This is a genomic window from Kitasatospora sp. NPDC029312 (assembly GCF_055569215.1).
The window spans coordinates 35,435-53,760 of sequence record NZ_JBVHXY010000039.1; the positions used below are offsets into that span (position 1 = coordinate 35,435).

General features: G+C 73.4%; 20 protein-coding genes. All 20 read left to right on the forward strand.

Features of this window, described 5'->3' with window-relative positions; genetic code table 11:
• The first annotated feature begins 190 nt into the window (after positions 1-190).
• Entirely contained in the window at positions 191-1,033 is an 843-nt protein-coding gene (prcB, locus tag ACZ4WV_RS27170; RefSeq protein WP_465751099.1) for a proteasome subunit beta, read from the forward strand.
• Positions 1,034-1,064: 31 nt separating this feature from the next.
• Complete coding sequence (prcA, locus tag ACZ4WV_RS27175; RefSeq protein ID WP_465751101.1) at positions 1,065-1,820, forward strand: proteasome subunit alpha; 756 nt, start codon at positions 1,065-1,067, stop codon at positions 1,818-1,820.
• A 120-nt stretch (positions 1,821-1,940) separates the two neighbouring features.
• Positions 1,941-3,302 (forward strand): Pup--protein ligase, encoded by a 1,362-nt coding sequence (gene pafA / locus ACZ4WV_RS27180; RefSeq protein ID WP_465751103.1) that lies wholly within the window; start codon positions 1,941-1,943, stop codon positions 3,300-3,302.
• A 187-nt stretch (positions 3,303-3,489) separates the two neighbouring features.
• The gene (locus ACZ4WV_RS27185) at positions 3,490-4,476 is read left to right on the forward strand and encodes an FKBP-type peptidyl-prolyl cis-trans isomerase (RefSeq protein ID WP_465751105.1); all 987 of its coding nucleotides are present in this window, start codon (positions 3,490-3,492) and stop codon (positions 4,474-4,476) included.
• Between the two features lie 216 nt (positions 4,477-4,692).
• Positions 4,693-6,009: an FKBP-type peptidyl-prolyl cis-trans isomerase gene (locus tag ACZ4WV_RS27190; RefSeq protein WP_465751107.1), complete on the forward strand. Its 1,317-nt coding sequence runs from the start codon at positions 4,693-4,695 to the stop codon at positions 6,007-6,009.
• A gap of 162 nt (positions 6,010-6,171) precedes the next feature.
• Positions 6,172-6,555, forward strand: coding sequence for an FKBP-type peptidyl-prolyl cis-trans isomerase (locus ACZ4WV_RS27195; protein WP_465751109.1), 384 nt, complete (start codon positions 6,172-6,174; stop codon positions 6,553-6,555).
• Positions 6,556-6,754: 199 nt separating this feature from the next.
• Positions 6,755-7,735 carry a helix-turn-helix transcriptional regulator gene (locus tag ACZ4WV_RS27200; RefSeq protein WP_465751110.1) on the forward strand — a complete coding sequence of 327 codons (981 nt, stop codon included), beginning with the start codon at positions 6,755-6,757 and terminating at the stop codon, positions 7,733-7,735.
• Complete coding sequence (locus ACZ4WV_RS27205) at positions 7,732-8,688, forward strand: helix-turn-helix transcriptional regulator (RefSeq protein WP_465751112.1); 957 nt, start codon at positions 7,732-7,734, stop codon at positions 8,686-8,688. Before ACZ4WV_RS27200 ends, ACZ4WV_RS27205 begins: the two co-directional genes overlap by 4 nt.
• A 3-nt stretch (positions 8,689-8,691) precedes the next feature.
• Positions 8,692-8,922, forward strand: a complete 231-nt coding sequence (locus tag ACZ4WV_RS27210; protein ID WP_465751114.1) for a hypothetical protein — start codon at positions 8,692-8,694, stop codon at positions 8,920-8,922.
• Positions 8,923-8,949: 27 nt separating this feature from the next.
• Positions 8,950-9,126 (forward strand): hypothetical protein, encoded by a 177-nt coding sequence (locus ACZ4WV_RS27215; protein WP_465751116.1) that lies wholly within the window; start codon positions 8,950-8,952, stop codon positions 9,124-9,126.
• A gap of 214 nt (positions 9,127-9,340) precedes the next feature.
• Complete coding sequence (locus ACZ4WV_RS27220) at positions 9,341-9,640, forward strand: twin-arginine translocase TatA/TatE family subunit (protein WP_465751118.1); 300 nt, start codon at positions 9,341-9,343, stop codon at positions 9,638-9,640.
• A 38-nt stretch (positions 9,641-9,678) separates the two neighbouring features.
• Complete coding sequence (locus ACZ4WV_RS27225; RefSeq protein ID WP_465751120.1) at positions 9,679-9,810, forward strand: hypothetical protein; 132 nt, start codon at positions 9,679-9,681, stop codon at positions 9,808-9,810.
• A 50-nt stretch (positions 9,811-9,860) separates the two neighbouring features.
• Positions 9,861-10,754: a twin-arginine translocase subunit TatC gene (gene tatC, locus ACZ4WV_RS27230; protein ID WP_465751174.1), complete on the forward strand. Its 894-nt coding sequence runs from the start codon at positions 9,861-9,863 to the stop codon at positions 10,752-10,754.
• 122 nt (positions 10,755-10,876) lie between these two features.
• Positions 10,877-12,055, forward strand: coding sequence for an NAD(P)/FAD-dependent oxidoreductase (locus ACZ4WV_RS27235; protein WP_465751176.1), 1,179 nt, complete (start codon positions 10,877-10,879; stop codon positions 12,053-12,055).
• Positions 12,052-12,372 carry a (2Fe-2S)-binding protein gene (locus tag ACZ4WV_RS27240; protein ID WP_465751122.1) on the forward strand — a complete coding sequence of 107 codons (321 nt, stop codon included), beginning with the start codon at positions 12,052-12,054 and terminating at the stop codon, positions 12,370-12,372. Before ACZ4WV_RS27235 ends, ACZ4WV_RS27240 begins: the two co-directional genes overlap by 4 nt.
• Positions 12,353-13,783 (forward strand): FAD/NAD(P)-dependent oxidoreductase, encoded by a 1,431-nt coding sequence (locus tag ACZ4WV_RS27245; RefSeq protein ID WP_465751124.1) that lies wholly within the window; start codon positions 12,353-12,355, stop codon positions 13,781-13,783. The genes ACZ4WV_RS27240 and ACZ4WV_RS27245 overlap by 20 nt, the downstream gene beginning before the upstream one ends.
• A 177-nt stretch (positions 13,784-13,960) precedes the next feature.
• A complete protein-coding gene (locus ACZ4WV_RS27250; protein WP_465751177.1) occupies positions 13,961-14,824 on the forward strand; it encodes a dihydrodipicolinate synthase family protein in 864 nt (287 codons plus the stop codon).
• Between the two features lie 71 nt (positions 14,825-14,895).
• A complete protein-coding gene (locus ACZ4WV_RS27255) occupies positions 14,896-15,900 on the forward strand; it encodes a proline racemase family protein (RefSeq protein ID WP_465751126.1) in 1,005 nt (334 codons plus the stop codon).
• Positions 15,901-15,938: 38 nt separating this feature from the next.
• Positions 15,939-17,294 (forward strand): aldehyde dehydrogenase family protein, encoded by a 1,356-nt coding sequence (locus tag ACZ4WV_RS27260; RefSeq protein WP_465751128.1) that lies wholly within the window; start codon positions 15,939-15,941, stop codon positions 17,292-17,294.
• Positions 17,294-18,322, forward strand: a complete 1,029-nt coding sequence (locus ACZ4WV_RS27265) for a proline racemase family protein (protein WP_465751129.1) — start codon at positions 17,294-17,296, stop codon at positions 18,320-18,322. Before ACZ4WV_RS27260 ends, ACZ4WV_RS27265 begins: the two co-directional genes overlap by 1 nt.
• The last annotated feature ends 4 nt before the right edge of the window (positions 18,323-18,326 follow it).

The window sequence follows — 18,326 nt, forward strand, 5'->3', positions numbered from 1 at the left end:
CCTCGTGCCGCCTCGTGCGTGGGTGGGCACTCCCCCCCCCCGCCGGGGGGGGGGGGGGGGGTGGGGGGGGGGGGGGTGGCCCCCCCCCCCCCCCCCCCCCCCCCGGCACCGGCCCCTCCACGCGTGGACAGTGATCGTCGGCGGGTAGGGTGCGGGCATTGCGCGCTTCAAGCTACCTGGAAGGAATCGTGTGGAAGCCAACACTCGTGGCACCGGGCGTCTACCGGCTGCCTTCCTGACCCCGGGGTCCTCGTCGTTCCTCGACTTCCTCGCCGAGCACAAGCCGGAGCTGGTCCCCAGCCACCGGGGGCTGCCCGAGGGGGCCGTGGTCGACGCCCCGCACGGGACCACGATCGTGGCCGCGGTCTTCGACGGCGGTGTGGTCATCGCCGGTGACCGCCGGGCGACCATGGGCAATGTCATCGCCCAGCGCGACATAGAGAAGGTCTTCCCGGCCGACGAGTACAGCGCGGTCGGCATCGCCGGCACCGCGGGCCTCGCGGTCGAGATGGTCCGGCTGTTCCAGCTGGAGCTGGAGCACTACGAAAAGATCGAGGGCGCCACGCTCTCCCTGGAGGGCAAGGCCAACCGGCTCACCACCATGATCCGGGGCAACCTGGGCATGGCGATGCAGGGGCTGGCGGTCGTGCCGATCTTCGCCGGCTACGACCTCGAGCTCGGCCGCGGCCGGATCTTCAACTACGACGTCACCGGCGGCCGCTCCGAGGAGCGCGGATTCGCCGCCACCGGCTCGGGCTCGGTGTTCGCCCGCGGCTCGATGAAGAAGCTCTACCGCGACGACCTGACCGCCGACCAGGCCGTCACCCTGGTCGTCCAGGCGCTCTACGACGCCGCGGACGACGACTCCGCGACCGGCGGCCCGGACCTCGCGCGGAAGATCTTCCCGATCGTCTCGCTGATCACCGAGGACGGCTTCCGCCGCCTCACCGACGCGGAGGTCACGGAGGTCGCCATCGCCATCACCGACGAACGCCTGACCCGCCCCGACGGTCCGCAGGCCCCGCTGCTCTAGCCATCACCTCACAGGAAAGGGACGACCGCCGGTGTCGACACCGTTCTACGTCTCGCCCCAGCAGGCCATGGCGGACCGCGCGGAGTACGCCCGCAAGGGCATCGCGCGCGGCCGCAGCGTGGTCGTGCTCACCTACGCCGACGGCATCGTCTTCGTCGCGGAGAACACCTCCCGAGCGCTTCACAAGGTCTCCGAGATCTACGACAAGATCGCCTTCGCGGCGGTCGGTCGCTACAACGAGTTCGAGAACCTGCGCATCGGCGGCGTCCGCTACGCCGACCTGCGCGGCTACTCCTACGACCGGGCCGACGTCACCGCCCGGGGGCTGGCCAACGTGTACGCCCAGACGCTGGGCACCATCTTCTCCTCGGTCGGGGAGAAGCCGTACGAGGTCGAGCTGATCGTGGCCGAGGTGGGCCGCACCGCCGACCACGACCAGATCTACCGGCTCACCCCCGACGGCTCGGTCGTCGACGAGAAGAACTACGTGGTGGTCGGCGGCAACGCCGACTCGATCGGCAACTACCTGGGCCAGCGCCACCGCGTCGGTCTGAGCCTGACCGAGGCCGTCAAGGTGGCCGTCGACTCGCTCGCCCGCGACCCCAACGGCGGCAGCCCGCGCACCCTCACCCCGGAGCAGCTGGAGGTCGCGGTCCTCGACCGCCAGCGGTTCCAGAAGCGCAAGTTCAAGCGGATCCTCGGCAACCAGCTCAGCCGGCTGCTCGACGGCGACCAGTCCGCCGAGTCGGACGACGAGGAGAACCCGGCGGACACCACGCCGGAGTAGCAGTGCCTGCGGAGTCCCGTACGGCGGCCGGACCGCCGTCGTACGGGACTCCGGTGCCCCTGCGGCGGCCCAGTCGTCGTGGAGGCGGTTTCGGACAGCTCCGACCAGAATGGAGTGCTCATGGACCGCCGGATTTTCGGGCTGGAGAACGAGTACGGCGTGACCTGCACGTTCCGCGGGCAGCGGCGGCTGTCGCCGGACGAGGTGGCGCGGTACCTGTTCCGCCGGGTCGTCTCCTGGGGCCGCAGCAGCAACGTCTTCCTGCGCAACGGCGCCCGGCTCTACCTCGACGTCGGCTCCCACCCCGAGTACGCCACCCCCGAGTGCGACGACGTGGTCGAGCTGGTGACGCACGACAAGGCCGGCGAGCGCATCCTCGAAGGGCTCCTGGTGGACGCCGAGCGGCGGCTGCACGAGGAGGGCATCGCGGGGGACGTCTACCTCTTCAAGAACAACACCGACTCGGCCGGCAACTCCTACGGCTGCCACGAGAACTACCTGGTGGCCCGGCACGGCGAGTTCTCCCGGCTGGCCGACGTGCTGATCCCGTTCCTGGTGACCCGCCAGCTCATCTGCGGCGCCGGCAAGGTGCTGCAGACCCCGCGCGGCGCGGTGTACTGCGTCAGCCAGCGGGCCGAGCACATCTGGGAGGGCGTCAGCTCGGCGACCACCCGCTCCCGTCCGATCATCAACACCCGGGACGAGCCGCACGCGGACGCCGAGCGCTACCGCCGGCTGCACGTGATCGTCGGCGACTCCAACATGTCCGAGACCACCACGCTGCTCAAGGTCGGCGCCACCGACCTGGTGCTGCGGCTGATCGAGGCCGGCGTGGTGATGCGCGACCTCACCCTGGAGAACCCGATCCGGGCGATCCGCGAGGTCAGCCACGACCTCACCGGCACCCACCAGGTGCGCCTGGCCAACGGCCGGGAGGCCAGCGCGCTGGACATCCAGGAGGAGTACTACTCCAAGGCCCTGGAGTTCGCGGACCGCAAGGGCATCAACACCGGCACCGTCGCCCGGGTGCTCGACCTGTGGGGCCGCACCCTGGAGGCCGTGCGCAGCGAGCGGCTGGACGGGGTGGCCACCGAGATCGACTGGATCATGAAGTACAAGCTCATCGAGCGCTACCGCGAGAAGCACCAGATGAGCATGTCCAACCCGCGGGTGGCCCAGATCGACCTCGCCTACCACGACATCCACCGCCGCCGCGGCCTGTTCTACCTGCTCCAGGGCAAGGGCCAGGCCCAGCGGGTGACGACCGACCTCAAGACCTTCGAGGCCAAGTCGATCCCGCCGCAGACCACCCGGGCCCGGCTGCGCGGGGACTTCATCCGCCGGGCGCAGGAGCAGCGCCGGGACTTCACGGTGGACTGGGTGCACCTGAAGCTGAACGACCAGGCGCAGCGCACGGTGCTGTGCAAGGACCCGTTCCGCTCGGTCGACGAGCGGGTGGAGAAGCTCATCGCGGGGATGTAGGGCCCGGGAAAGTGGCGGTCTGAACGAGGCGCCGTGAACGAGGCGCCGTGAACGAGGCGCCGTGAACGTGGCGCCGTGATCGCCGCGCCGTCCGGCCCCGGTGGTGTCTACCGGGGCTGGACGCACGCTCGGCATACGCTGTCCGTCGAGTCAGGAGAGCCGACTTCGATCGACAGTTAGGACCACCGTGCGCCGCACCGCCGGTTTGCTTCTCGCCCTGCCGCTGCTGCTCGCGGTCGCCTGCAGCAGTTCGACCAAGCCGGCCGGCCCGGCGACGCCGTCCGCCGCGACCGCCGCTCCGACGGTGCCCTCGCCCGTCACCGAGGCCTCGCCGATGCCCACACTTTCGGGTGGCGGCTTCGGCAGCAAGCCCACCATCACGCTGCCTGAGGGGCAGCCGAGCGGCCAGTTCGTGGTCAACACGGCCGTCGACGGTGAGCGGTCGACGGTCAACAAGAGTGACTGGGTGACCGTCAACTACGCCGCGAAGGACTGGAGCACCGGCAAGGACCTGGCCAGCTCGTACGACCAGAACGGCAAGCCGCAGCTCTACCAGGCCGGCAGCGGGCAGCTGGTGCCGGCGCTGGACCAGAGCGTGATCGGCAAGAAGGTGGGCACCCGGCTGCTGGTGGTGGCCCCGCCGGCGGCGGCCTTCGGGGACAAGGGCTCCAGCCAGCTGGGCGTGGGCCCGGGGGACACCGTGGTGTTCGTGCTGGACATCGTCGAGAGCGTGCCGCCGGACTCCGTCCTGACCGGGAACACGACCGAGCCCGCCGCGACGCTGCCGCAGGTCAAGGACAACGGCAAGGCGGCGGCGACGATCACCATCCCGGAGGGGCAGGCCGCGCCGGCCGACCTGCAGCAGGCGGTGCTGATCAAGGGCGAGGGCAAGCAGGTCAAGAGCGGGCAGACGCTGGTGGTCCAGTACACCGGGGTGCTGTGGAGCAACGGGCAGCAGTTCGACGCCTCCTGGTCGCACGGCGGCGCGCAGGCGGTGCAGATCGGCACCGGCAGCGTGATCGAGGGCTGGGACAAGGGCCTGGTCGGACAGAACGTGGGCAGCCGGGTGCTGCTGGTGGTGCCGCCGGCGCTCGGCTACAAGGACCAGGCGCAGGGCGCGGTGCCGGCGAACTCCACGCTGGTCTTCGTGATCGACATCCTGGAAGCCGTCTAGCGGGTGCTCTAGGAAGTGACCCGGAGGATTCCGTACGCTTGGGCGGACGCTCGTACAACGAAGCGTCCGCCCTCATCCTGAGCTGTCATACTGCCCCTCGCACTGTGGCAGGCGCTGCCCGGCGTCGAGGTCCGGGCGGGCGGTGCGGCGGCAGGCCGGCGGTCACCACGCCGGGCGCAGATCTGGAAGACCTCGTGGCGAGATGGATGGGGAGTCATGACTGAGAAGACGCCGAGCCCGGGCGGGGCCGGCACCGCGGCGAACGACAGCTCTGCGGGTGACCCGGCCGCCTCTCGTCCCGGCGGGCCGGTTGCAGGGGACCGCGAGTCGATCGTCGTTCCGCCGGCGATCCTGGCGCACCAGGCCGGCTGGGTGCAGCCCGGCGAGAAGCCGCGCACCGCGGGCGGCACCAAGACGGACGACGCCCCGCAGATCTTCGCCAGCAGCGTGCGCAAGGCCGACAGCTCGGAGGCCGGGTACGACGAGAACCCGCCGAGCGTGGGCAAGCTCGGCGTGATCCTCGGCACGGTGCTCGCCGTCCTGCTGGTCGGCAGCGGCATCACGCTGTACATGGTGAACAAGGACGACTCCAAGGACAGCACCTCGGCCGCCAAGCCGGACGCGGCCACGAGCGCGCCGCCCACGCCGAGCGCCGAGCCGGTGCCGCCGGTCAAGGACAGCGCCAAGGTGCTGCCGACCGTCACCGGTGACTTCGGCAAGAAGGCCGACATCCAGGTGCCGGGCGACAAGTCCGACGGCTCCTTCGTGGTGAAGGTGCTGTCCGAAGGCAGTGGCCCCAAGGTCGACAAGAACTTCTGGACCTCGGTGGACTACACCGCCAAGGACTGGAACACCGGCAAGGACATCCCGAGCTCGTACGACGACAAGGGCAAGCCGCAGATCTTCCAGGCCGGCACGGACGCGCTGATCCCGGCGCTGGACCAGGCCGTGGTCGGGAAGAAGGCCGGCAGCCGGCTGCTGGTGGTGGCCCCGCCGGCCGCCGCCTTCGGCTCGCAGGGCAAGGCGGACATGTCGATCGGCGCCAAGGACGACCTGATCTTCGTGATCGACATCCGCAACACCAACGCGCCCGACGCCGTGGTGAGCGGCACCGTCACCCCGCCGCCGGCGGACTTCCCGCAGGTCAAGGACAACGGCAAGAAGCCGGCCGACATCACGCCGGTGGCCGGCGCCAAGGACCCGACCGAGCTGAAGACCCACGTCCTGATCAAGGGCAGCGGGCCGGCGGTGGAGAAGGGCGAGAAGGTCGTCGTCCAGTACACCGGTGCGCTGTTCAAGGACGGCAAGGTCTTCGACTCCTCGCTCAGCAAGGGCCAGGCGTTCTCCTTCCCGGTCGGCGGCGGCCAGGTCATCCAGGGCTGGGACCAGGGTCTGGTCGGCCAGACCGTCGGCAGCCGGGTCGAGCTGGTGATCCCGGCCTCGCTGGGCTACGGGGACAAGGGCCAGGGCGACATCCCGCCCGGTGCGACCCTGGTCTTCGTGGTGGACATCCTGGACGCGGGTCAGGGCTGATCCACTTTCGGGTGACAATGGTCGACGTGTGACCTTCGGGTCCGGCCGCGTGGCCGGTGCCCGACGGGCGGCGGGCGCCCGTACCGTGGTCCGGAATGGACCGCGATACGGGCGCCCGCCGCTTGGTCGTGTAGGGAAATTGCGAACGTGAGAAGAGGGACTGTGAGCGTCAACCTCAACGAGAAGCCTGAGATCGACTTCCCGATCGGCGATGCCCCGACGGAGCTGCAGATCCGTGACATCGTCGTGGGCGACGGCGAGGAGGCCAAGCCGGGCCAGATGGTCAGCGTGCGCTACGTCGGCGTGACCTTCGCGACCGGCGAGGAGTTCGACGCCAGCTGGAACCGGAGCCCCAACGAGTTCCGCTTCCCGCTGGGCGGCGGCCGCGTCATCAAGGGCTGGGACCAGGGCGTCGTCGGCATGAAGGTCGGCGGCCGCCGCGAGCTGACCATCCCGCCGCACCTGGCGTACGGCGCCCAGTCGCCGACCCCGGCCATCCCGCCGCACTCGACCCTGATCTTCGTGGTCGACCTGCTGGCCGTCTGAGCCTGCTCCACCCTCGGGCCGGACCCCTCCGGGGGCCCGGCCCGAGGCCGTCCCCGGGCCCGGCGCACGCGCCGCGGGGACCGGGCGTGGGACGCGGCTTTTGCAGTGCGTACCGCTACCGGTACGGTCGGTCCCGCCGGGCGGGCATCGCCCGGCGGGCGCACCCCGCGCGCGGCGCGGCACACCGGAAGGGTCAGCGATGGCGATCGCCAAGGCAGAGCGGCTGATGAATCTCGCCCTGTGCCTGATGAACACCAGACGTCCGCTCTCCAAGAAGGAGCTGCGGGAATCCATCGAGGCGTACCGCGAGGCCTGGCAGAACAGCAGCGAAGACGCCTTCAACCGGATGTTCGAGCGGGACAAGGACGACCTGCGCGAGCTCGGCCTGGTGATCGACGTCGACGAGAGCGCCCTGGACGGGGAGCTCGGCTACCTGGCCCGCGCCGACCGCAACCGGCTTCCGGAGATCGCGCTGGACGCCGAGGAGGCCGCCGCGCTGACCCTGGCCGCCCGGGTCTGGCAGCAGGCCAAGATGTCCGGCGCGGCCAGCGGCGCGCTGCAGAAGCTGCGCGCCGCCGGGGTGCCGTTCGGCGAGTCCGAGGGCCGTACCGCCCTGGAGCCGCGCATCCCCGCCCGGGAGGCCGCGTTCGAGCCGCTGCTCACCGCCGCCCGGGACCGCCGTCCGGTCACCTTCGAGTACCGCAAGGCCGGCGCCGCCACCGCCGAGCAGCGCAGCGTCGAGCCGTGGGCGCTGGAGTGCTGGCGCGGGCACTGGTACCTGGCCGGCTACGACCGGGACCGGGGCGACGCCCGGGTGTTCCGGCTCAGCCGGATCACCGGCAAGGTGAAGGCCAAGGCCGGGGCCTTCCTCGGGACGGTGCCCGAGCACGTGGACGTACGGGCCACCGTGGCCAAGTTCGCCGGGGAGGGCGCCACCGCCACCGCGACCGTCCGGGTCCGCCGCGGCGCGGGCTTCCCGCTGCGCACCAAGGCGCTGAGCACCACCCGGGTGGACGAGGGCTGGGACGAGCTGGAGATCCCGTACGGCAACGGGCTGGGCGCCGACCTCGCGGAGTTCGGGCCGGACGTGCTGGTGCTCGGGCCGGAGGAGCTGCGGGCGGATGTGGTCGACCGGCTGCGGGCGGTCGCTGGGCTGGACTCGGAGGACGTACGGGCATGAGCAATGCGATCGACCAGACGCGACGGATGCTGTCGCTGGTCACCTACCTGCGCGAGCGGCCGGGCGCCGAGGTCGCCGAGGTGGCCCGGGCCTTCGGGATCAGCGAGCGCGAGCTGATCGGGGACCTCAACGTGCTGCCGATGTGCGGCACCAGCTTCCGCGGCGGCGACCTGCTCGACATCGACACCGACGGCGAGCGGATCTGGTGGCACAACGTGGACGACGTGGCCCAGCCGCTGCGGCTGGCCGCCGACGAGGCCACCGCGCTGCTGGTGGCCGCCCGCGCGGTGGCCGGGCTGCCGGGCCTGCGGGCCGGGGACCGGGAGGCGCTCACCCGGGCGGTCGCCAAGATCGAGAACGCGGCGGGGGAGAGCGCCGAGGGCAGCGCCCGGGTCGGCGTGACCTTCGAGGCGGAGAGCCACGTCTTCGCCGACATCGACCGGGCGCTCAGTGAGGGCCGCCGGCTCTGGCTGCGCTACTACTCGCACGGGCGCGGCGGGATGACCGAGCGCGAGGTCGACCCGATCCGGCTGCTCACCGAGGGCCACACCTACCTCGAGGCCTGGTGCCGCACCTCCGAGGACCACCGGATGTTCCGGCTGGACCGGGTCGCCGAGATCCGCGTCCTGGACGTCCCGGCCGACCCGCCCCGGCGGGAGCCCCGCGACCTGAGCGGCGGGCTGGTCAACCCGGCGGCGGACGACCCCGAGGTGGTGGTGGAGGTCTCCTCCGGCGGGCGCTGGGTGGCCGAGTACTACACCCACGACCGTGCCGAGGAACTGCCCGACGGCGGGCTGCGGATCACCCTGCGCAGCGCCGACCCCTCCCAGCTGCGCCCGCTGGCGCTGCGGCTGGGCAGGGACGGCCGGATCGTCTCGCCGCCCGAGCTGGCCGAGCAGGCACGCTCGGCCGCGCGGGCCGCGCTGGCCGTCTACGGGGAGGGGCAGGTCTGAGCGGTGGAGCCCGGGACCAGATTCAAGGTGTACTGCTCGGAGTGCCGGGAGAAGGTGGAACTCCCGGCCGAGGAGTTCCGGCTCACCCTCGGACGGACCCCGGCCCAGGCGCACTACAGCTTCGGCTGCCCGCTCTGCGGGGCGGCGGTGCGCAAGCCGGCCGGGGAGAAGATCGTCCAGGCGCTCAGCGGGGCGGGGGTCCGCACCATGCGGCTCGTCCCCGCGGAGGGATGACCGGCGCCTGGCGATAGGGTGGGCCGCATGTCCTGGATGCTCGTCGCCGCCGTCCTGCTCGCCACCGCGGGCCTGCTGGTCCTCGGGGTCCTCGCGATCCGGCTCTGGGCGGACGTGCGGGCTTTGGCCAAGGGCGTCGACGCGGCCTCGCGGGCGCTGGCCGAGGCGGTGGGGGAGCTGGCCTCGGCGGTGCCGGGCCGGTAGCCCGGGCGTGGCGCGCCGCACCGCACGGCTGGACCGTCGGTGGTACCGGGACTGCTGCGCGGAGGTGAGGGCGGGTTACGCTCTCAGGTGGCTCCTGAACTGCGAACCGGGGGCCGCTGTCCTGTTCGGGCGGCCGTCGTCGGGGCGTCATCCGCAGCGGTTACCATCCGCCGCGGGCGGCCTGTCGGGCCGCCGTGAGTGAAGGTGGTCGCGCGTGCGCATCTCGATGACCGGGATCGTGGTGATCGTGGTTCTCGCCATCGTGCTGTTCGGTGCCAAGAGGCTGCCCGAACTGGCGCGTTCGCTGGGGCAGTCGATGCGGATCCTGAAGAGCGAGGCGAAAGCCATGCGTTCGGGCGGCGGGTCGGGCGGCGGGTCGGGCGGGAGCGCGCCGTCCGCGGCGCCGCCGGTCGACGGTCGGGCGCAGGTGTCGGCCAAGACCATCCAGACGGCCCCGGGAGCGTCGGCCACGGCCCGTCCGGTGGCCGGGCCCGACGGCGACCGGCCGCACTGAGCGTGGCGCGCGTGATGCCTGTGACGTACGCGACGCGTGTGACCTACGCGATGCCGGTGGCGTACGCGATGCCGGTGGCCCACGCGATGGACGTGATCCGCGCGATGCACGCGACCATGGAGGCCCGTCGACCGGCGGGCCTCGACGCACGAGTTGAGGACCGGGGTTGAGCAAGCTCTCCAAGGCGCCGCAGAAGGCGCCCAAGGATCCTGAGGGGCGGATGGCCCTAGCCGACCACCTGCGGGAACTGCGCAACCGCGTGGTCAAGTCGGTCCTGGCGATCGTGCTGTTCGCCGTCATCGCGGCGGTCTACCACAAGCAGATCGAGCACTTCCTGCTCGAGCCGCTGCCCCAGTGCGACCGGGGGACCTCGGGCAACTACCACGGGCGCTGCGCCCAGGTGTCCAACATCGGCCTCACCGCCGGTTTCAACTGGATGCTGAAGGTCGCGCTGACCGCGGGCGTGGTGGCGGCCGTTCCGGTCTGGCTGTACCAGGTGTGGGCCTTCGTGGCGCCCGGCCTGCACAAGCACGAGAAGAAGTACGCGATCGTCTTCATGGCCTGCGGTGCCCCGTTGTTCCTGGCGGGTGTGGCCTGCGCGATCATGGTGATGCCGACCATGGTCGAGATGCTGATCTCGTTCACCCCGAGCGAGACGGTGCCGATCCTGCCGCCCGAGGACTACTTCGACATCGCCACCCGGATGGTGCTGGTCTTCGGCCTCGCCTTCGAGTTCCCGCTGCTGCTGGTGATGCTCAACATGGTCGGCATCGTGACCGGCAAGCGGCTGCTCGGCTGGTGGCGCGGGATGGTCATGGCGATCACGGTGTTCGCCGCGTTCGCCACCCCGGGCGCGGACCCGGTCAGCATGCTGCTGCTGTCGGTCCCGATCTGGGCGCTGTACTTCCTGGCGGTGGCCGTCGCGCTGCTCAACGACCGGCGCAAGCGGCGCAACAACCCGGACGCCGACCTGGACGACGAGGAGGCCTCGCACCTGGACCTCACGGTGCAGGAGGTCGAGGGCGCCGAGTCGGTGAGCGCCTCGGCGGCGCCGACGGCCGGTGCCGCGCCGGTGCCGGCCGCGCGGCACGAGCAGATGGACGACATCACCTGAGCCGATGGTCCGCTGACCGAGGCCCCGGCCCGCCGCTTCCGCGGTGGGCCGGGGCCTTTCGCCGTACCCGGGCTTTGCGTGCTCTTGGCAGAAGCGATGGCATGTGACATATTACTGACGTGCTGAACACCCGGACACCTCCCCTGGACGTCATCGTGGTCGGCGCCGGAGTCGTCGGCGCCGCCTGCGCCTACTACGCCGCCCGCGCCGGGCTCGCCGTCGCCGTCGTCGACCGCGGGCCGGTGGCCGGCGGCACCACCGGGGCGGGCGAGGGCAACCTGCTGGTCTCCGACAAGGAGCCCGGGCCCGAGCTCGACCTCGCCCTGCTCAGCACCCGGCTCTGGCGCGAACTCGCCGACGGCCTCGGCCCGGCCGTCGAGTACGAGCCCAAGGGCGGTGTGGTGGTCGCCTCCACGGCGGCCGGCCAAGAGGCGCTGCGGGCCTTCGCCGCCGGACAGGCCGCGGCCGGGGTGGCCGCCGAGGAGGTCCCGGCCGAGCGGCTGGGCGAACTCGAGCCCCACCTCGCCCCCGGCCTCGCCGGCGGCTTCCACTACCCGCAGGACGCCCAGGTCCAGCCCGCCCTCGCCGCCGCCCACCTGCTGCGCGAGGCACGCCGGATGGGCGCCGAGCTGATCACCGGGGAGACCGTGACGGCGGTGGACCGGGGCCCGGACGGCGCGGTGCGCGGCGTACGGACCGACCGGCGCCGACTGACCGCGCCCGCCGTGGTCAACGCGGCCGGCACCTGGGGCGGCGAGCTGGCCGCCTTGGCCGGGGTGCACCTGCCGGTCCTGCCCCGCCGCGGCTTCGTCCTGGTCACCGAGCCGCTGCCGCGGCTCGTGCGGCACAAGGTCTACGCCGCCGACTACGTGGCCGACGTCGCCAGCGGCTCGGCCGCGTTGCAGACCTCCGCCGTGGTCGAGGGCACCCCCGGCGGGCCGGTGCTGATCGGTGCCAGCCGGGAGCGCGTCGGCTTCGACCGCACCCTCTCCCAGGAGGTGCTGCGCCGCCTCGCCGGCCAGGCCGCGGAACTGTTCCCGGTGCTCGCGGAGGTCGCCGTGATGCGCGTCTACCGGGGCTTCCGTCCGTACCTGCCGGACCACCTGCCCGCCGTCGGGGCGGATCCCCGGGTGCCCGGGCTGTACCACGCCTGCGGGCACGAGGGGGCCGGGATCGGGCTGGCACCGGCCACCGGGCTGCTGATCAGCGAGCAGCTCGCCGGGAAGCAGCCGGAGCTGGACCTCACGCCGTTCCGTGCGGACCGGTTCCCGGACGCACGAGACTCCTTGGAGAAGCCGTGATCCGTCGTCGCACCCCCGCCGCACTGGTCGAGGCCCGGCCCGGGCCCGCCCACCACATCGAGTTCGACGGGCGGCCCGTCCCCGCCCTGCCCGGTCAGTCGATCGCCGCCGCGCTCTGGGCCGACGGCGTGCTGGCCTGGCGCACCACCCGGGTCGGCGGGCGGCCGCGCGGGGCGTTCTGCGGGATCGGCGCCTGCTTCGACTGCCTGGCCACCGTGGACGGCCGGCCCAACCAGCGGACCTGTCTGCTGCCCGCCGAGCCGGGCACCGTCGTCACCACCCAGGAGGGCCACGGCCGTGCCGACCTCGCCGTCTGAGCCCCTGTACAACCTCGCGGTGATCGGAGCCGGTCCGGCCGGGCTGGCCGCCGCCGTCGCCGGCGCCGACCTCGGGCTGCACTGCGTCCTGCTGGACGGCGGGTCGGCCACCGGCGGGCAGTACTACCGGCACCCGGCGCCCGGCCTGGGGGCGGCCCGCCCGGACCGGCTGCACCACGGATGGTCGACCTACGCCGCGCTGGCCGCGCGGCTCGACGCCGCCGAACGGGCCGAGTTCCGGGGCGGGCACCAGGTCTGGGCGCTGGAACGGACCGGCGAGGGCTTCGCGGTGCACGTCAGCCGCGGGCCGCGGCCCACCGACCGGGCCACCGTCCGGGCCCGGTCGGTGCTGCTCGCCACCGGGGCGTACGAACGGCAGCTGCCCTTCCCGGGCTGGACCCTGCCCGGGGTGGTCACAGCGGGCGGCGCCCAGGCGATGCTCAAGGCCGGACTGGTGCTGCCCGGGCGGCGGATCGTGGTGGCCGGCAGCGGCCCGCTGCTGCTCGCCGCTGCGTCCTCGCTGGTCAGCGCGGGGGCGGAGGTCCCGGCCGTGGTCGAGGCGGGCGACTACCTCGGGTACGCCCGGCGGCCCGGCGTGCTGGCGGCCGTCCCCGGCAAGCTGGTCGAGGGCGCCGGGCACGGCGCGGCGCTGCTGCGCCACCGGGTCCGGCTGCGGCAGCGCAGCGCCGTCGTGGAGGTGCACGGTACCGAGCGGGTCACCGGGGTCACGGTGGCTCGGCTGGACGCCGACTGGCGGCCGCGGCCCGGCACCGAGCGGCGGATCGACTGTGACGCCCTGGCCGTCGGGCACGGGCTGCTGCCGCAGATCGACCTGGCCGCCGAGCTGGGTGCCGACACCCTGACCGGGCCGGACGGCGCGGTCGCGCTGCGGGTGGACGACGGGCTGCGCACCTCCGTACCGGGCCTGTGGTCCGCGGGGGAGACCAACGGGGTCGGCGGCGCGGACCTCGCGCTGGTGGAGGGGGAGCTGGCCGCGCACACGGTCGCCGGGGCGCCGCCGAGCCGCGCGCTGCTGCGCCGCCGGGCACGGCTGCGGGCCTTCGCCGAGCTGATGGCGGGTGCCCACCGGCCTGGGGCCGGCTGGACGGGGTGGCTGCGGCCGGACACCGATGTGTGCCGGTGCGAGGAGGTGCCGGCGGCGCGGATTCGCGAGGCGGTGGAGGAGCTGGGCGCGGGCGACCCGCGGACCGTCAAGCTGCTCACCCGGGCGGGGATGGGCTGGTGCCAGGGGCGGATGTGCGGCCCGGCGGTGGCCTGTCTGTCGGGTGCCGCGGAGCCGGGAGCCGATCGGCGGCCGCTCGCCTGTCCGGTGCCGCTGTCGCAGCTGGCGGCGGGGGACGGTCCGGGTCCGGGTCCGGGTGACGAGCGGACCGGGGCTACGGCGGGGTAGCCGGCCGGACAGCCGCCTTCGGCGGCCGGTGCGCCGGCCGGGAGCGGCTCGCCGGGGAACACGCGGGGTGGGAGCTCTTGTCTCCGACCTGTCCCCATTTATAAAATGTCACACCTCACCAAGGAGTCCAACGTGTCCATCACCCCACGCGACACCACCCGCCCCTGGCGCGGCGTCATGGTCGCCACCACGATTCCGCTGCGCCCGGACCTCTCCGTCGACTACGACGCCTACGCCGAGCACGTCCGCTGGCTGATCGAGTCCGGCTGTGACGGCGTCGTCCCCAACGGCTCGCTGGGCGAGTACCAGACGCTCACTGCCGAGGAGCGCGCCCGCGTCGTCGAGGTCGCGGTCGAGGCGGCCGGCGACGGCTCCCGGGTCATGCCCGGCGTCGCCGCGTACGGCAGCGCCGAGTCCCGCCGCTGGGCCGAGCAGGCCGCCGAGGCCGGGGCGGGATCCGTGCTGCTGCTGCCCCCGAACGCCTACCGGGCCGACGACGACTCGGTGCGCGCGCACTACGCCGAGGTCGCCAAGGCCGGGCTGCCGATCGTCGCCTACAACAACCCGATCGACACCAAGGTCGACCTGGTGCCCGCGCTGCTCGCCCGGCTGCACGGCGAGGGCTCGATCGTGGCGGTCAAGGAGTTCAGCGGGGACGTCCGCCGGGCCTACGAACTGGCCGAGCTGGCCCCCGGGCTGGACCTGCTGATCGGCGCCGACGACGTGCTGCTGGAGCTGGCGCTGGCCGGCGCGGTCGGCTGGATCGCCGGATACCCGAACGCGTTGCCGGAGGCCTCGGTGGCGCTCTACGACGCGGCCGTCCAGCACGACCTCGGGATCGCGCTGCCGCTGTACAAGTCGCTGCACTCGCTGCTGCGTTGGGACTCCAAGACCGAGTTCGTCCAGGCCATCAAGCTCTCGATGGACATCGCCGGCCGCCCTGGCGGTCCCGTCCGGCCGCCGCGCCGGCCGCTGTCGCCGGAGATCGAGGCGGCCGTGCGCGCGGCCACCGAGAAGGCGCTCGCCGAGGGGCTCGCGTAGCCCACGACCGCCCGGCCGGCTGCCGCGGCAGCCGGCCTCAACCAGCCACTACCACGCGGGAGTTGTCAGCCATGCGCAGCCGTCACGTGTTCCACGCCGTCGACTCGCACACCGAGGGCATGCCGACCAGGGTGATCACCGGCGGTTTCGGGGTCATCCCCGGAGCCACCATGGCCGAGCGCCGGGTGCACTTCCAGCAACACCTGGACCACTTCCGCACGCTGCTGATGTACGAGCCGCGCGGGCACGCCGCGATGAGCGGCGCCGTCCTGCAGCCGCCGACCCGGCCGGACGCCGACTTCGGGGTGCTCTACATCGAGGTCTCGGGGCTGCTGCCGATGTGCGGGCACGGCACCATCGGGGTGGCCACCGTGCTGGTCGAGACCGGGATGGTGCCGGTGGTCGAGCCGGTCACCACCGTGCGGCTGGACACGCCCGCGGGACTGGTGGTCGCCGAGGTGCGGGTCGAGAACGGCGCCGCCACGGCGGTGACCATCCGCAACGTGGCCTCGTTCGCTGTCGCGCTGGACCGCAAGATCGAGGTGCCCGGGTACGGCACGGTCGGCTACGACCTCGCGTACGGCGGCAACTTCTACGCCATCCTGCCGCTCGCCGAGCTCGGGCTGCCCTTCGAGCGCGAGCGCAAGCAGGACATCCTGGACGCCGGCCTCGCGCTGATGGCCGCCGTCAACGCCGGGCCCGACCGGCCGGTGCACCCGGAGGACCCGTCCATCCACGGCTGCCACCACGTCCAGTTGCTCGCCCCCGGCTCCACGGCCGAGCACTCCCGGCACGCGATGGCCATCCACCCCGGCTGGTTCGACCGCTCGCCCTGCGGCACCGGCACCTCGGCGCGGATGGCGCAGTTGCACGCGCGCGGGGACCTGCCGCTGGGGCGGGACTTCCGCAACGACTCCTTCATCGGGACGACCTTCACCGGGCGGTTGGTCGAGGAGACCGAGGTGGCCGGGCGGCCCGCCGTGGTGCCCACCGTCACCGGGCGCGCCTGGATCACCGGCACCGCCCAGTACTTCCTCGACCCGGACGACCCGTTCCCGGCGGGCTTCCTGCTCTGACGCCCCGCCATCGAACTCGCACCGAAGGACTGGTAGTCGTGACCATCACCTCGTACAACCCCGCCGATCCGGACGACCTCGTGGTGGCCGTCGAGGCCCCCGGCGCCGAGGCCGTGCGGGCCGCCGTCGGACGCGCCCGGGCAGCCCAGCCCGGCTGGCTCGCGGCCGGTGCGGGCGCCCGGTCGGCCGCGCTGGGGCGGATCGCCGAGACGGTCGAGGCGAACGCGGAGGAACTGGCCGCGCTGATCGTGCGCGAGGTCGGCAAGCCGCTCGCCGAGGCGCGCGGCGAGGTCGCCCGCACCGCCGCGATCTGGCGGTACTACGCGCAGGCGCCGTACGAGCCGTCCGGGGCGGTGCACGAGACCGCCGCCGGGCCCGGGCTGCTGCTCACCCGACGCCGCCCGTACGGGGTGGCCGGGCTGATCGCGCCGTGGAACTTCCCGCTGGCGATTCCCAGTTGGAAGGCCGCGCCGGCCCTGGCGGTCGGCAACACCGCCGTCCTGAAACCGGCGCCCGAAGCGACGGCCTGCGCGCTGCGGCTGGCGGAGCTCGCCGGGCTGCCCGCCGACGTGTTCACCGTGCTGCCCGGCGGCGCGCAGGAGGGCGCGGCGCTGGTCGACGCGGCGGACGTGGTGTCCTTCACCGGCTCGACCGGGGTCGGCCGGGCGGTGGTGCGCGCGGCCACCGGGCGCGGAGTGCCGGTGCAGGCCGAACTCGGCGGGCTGAACGCCGCGTTGGTGCTGCCGGACGCGGACATCGAGACGGCCGCCGCCCACATCGCGGCCGCCGTCGCCGGGTACGCGGGGCAGAAGTGCACCGCCACCAGCCGGGTGATCGCCGTCGGCGCGGCCCACGAGCCGCTGTGCGAGGCGCTGGTCAAGGCGCTGGCGACGGTGGACGACACGGTCTGCGGGCCGGTGATCAACGCGGCCGCGCGGGACCGGGTGACCGAGGCGGTCTCGTCGGCCGTCGCGGCCGGGGCGAGCCTGCTCACCGGCGGACGGGTGCCCGAGCGGACCGGCTGGTACCTCGAGCCCACCCTGCTCGCCGGCGTACCCGGCGAACACCCCTTGGCACGCGAGGAGTTCTTCGGGCCGGTCGCGGTGCTGCACGCGACGGCCGACCTGGACGAGGCGATCGCGCTCGCGAACGACACCCCGCACAGCCTCGCCACCTCGGTGCACACCCGCAGCCTCGACGTGGCGCTGGCCGCCGCCGACCGGCTGGACGCGGGCATGATCCGGATCAACGCCCCCTCCAGCGGCGTCGACTTCCACCTGCCCTTCGGCGGGACGAAGGGCGCGAGCCACGGGGACCGCGAACAGGGCCGGGCCGCCCTGGACTTCTACACCGCGAGCCGGACGGTCAGCGTGCTGCCCGGCGGCGGCGCCTGATGGACGTCCGCACCGTCGACTACCACGCGGCCGGCGAGCCGTTCCGGATCGTGCTGGCCGGCGCGCCGGACATCCCCGGCGACAGCGTCGCCGAGCGCCGGGCCATCGCGCTCGGCGCGGGCGGCAGCGCCACGGCGCCCCGGCCCAGTGCGCTGGACGCCGTCCGGCAGCTGCTCGTCCGGGAGCCGCGCGGGCACGCCGGGATGTACGGCGGGTTCCCGGTGCCGCCGGACGACGACGAGGCGCACCTGGGCGTGCTGTTCTGGCACAAGGACGGCTACTCGACGGCCTGCGGGCACGGCACCATCGCGCTCGGCGCCTGGGCGGTGGACTCCGGGCTGGTCCCGGCTCCTGCCGACGGCGTGGCGCGGGTACGGATCGACGTGCCCTCCGGACGGGTCACCGCCCTGGTGCACCGGGTCGGCGGGCGCACCACCGGGGTCACCTTCCGCAACGTGCCGAGCCGGGTCAGCGCGGTGAAGCTGCCGGTGGCCACCTCGCGCGGGGTGGTCGAGGTCGCGGTGGCGCACTCGGGGGCGTGCTACGCCTCGGTGCCGGCGGCGGCCCTCGGGCTCGCAGTGGAGCCCGGTCTGCTGCCCGAACTCACCGCTGCGGGGCGGGAGATCAGGGCACTGCTGGCCGGGTCGGAGGCGGTGTCGCACCCCACGGACCGGCGGCTGTCCGGCGTGTACGGGGTGGTGCTGTACGACGAACTCCTGTCGCAGGACGGGGCGTTGGCTCAGCGCAACGTCACGGTCTTCGCGGACGGGCAGATCGACCGCTCGCCCTGCGGCTCCGGCACCTCCGCCCGGCTCGCCGTCCTCGCCGCCGAAGGGCGGATCGCGCCGGGGGAGGAACTGCGGCACGAGTCGATCATCGGCACGGTCTTCACCGGGCGGGTGCTCGCCGGGGGCGACCCTTTCGGCGCGGGTGTCGTCACCGAGGTCGGCGGGGCGGCCTTCCGGACCGGGGAGCACCGGTTCGTGCTGGAGCCGGGGGACGAGCTCGGGACGGGGTTCCAGCTGTGATCGG

Excerpts from the sequence above, each read along its gene's own strand:
- tatC (WP_465751174.1), top strand. The coding sequence starts at position 9,861 with ATGGCCCTAGCCGACCACCTGCGGGAACTGCGCAACCGCGTGGTCAAG.
- ACZ4WV_RS27200 (WP_465751110.1), top strand. The coding sequence starts at position 6,755 with ATGGCGATCGCCAAGGCAGAGCGGCTGATGAATCTCGCCCTGTGCCTG.
- ACZ4WV_RS27205 (WP_465751112.1), top strand. The coding sequence starts at position 7,732 with ATGAGCAATGCGATCGACCAGACGCGACGGATGCTGTCGCTGGTCACC.
- ACZ4WV_RS27215 (WP_465751116.1), top strand. The coding sequence starts at position 8,950 with ATGTCCTGGATGCTCGTCGCCGCCGTCCTGCTCGCCACCGCGGGCCTG.
- ACZ4WV_RS27190 (WP_465751107.1), top strand. The coding sequence starts at position 4,693 with ATGACTGAGAAGACGCCGAGCCCGGGCGGGGCCGGCACCGCGGCGAAC.
- ACZ4WV_RS27250 (WP_465751177.1), top strand. The coding sequence starts at position 13,961 with ATGGTCGCCACCACGATTCCGCTGCGCCCGGACCTCTCCGTCGACTAC.
- ACZ4WV_RS27255 (WP_465751126.1), top strand. The coding sequence starts at position 14,896 with ATGCGCAGCCGTCACGTGTTCCACGCCGTCGACTCGCACACCGAGGGC.
- ACZ4WV_RS27265 (WP_465751129.1), top strand. The coding sequence starts at position 17,294 with ATGGACGTCCGCACCGTCGACTACCACGCGGCCGGCGAGCCGTTCCGG.
- pafA (WP_465751103.1), top strand. The coding sequence starts at position 1,941 with ATGGACCGCCGGATTTTCGGGCTGGAGAACGAGTACGGCGTGACCTGC.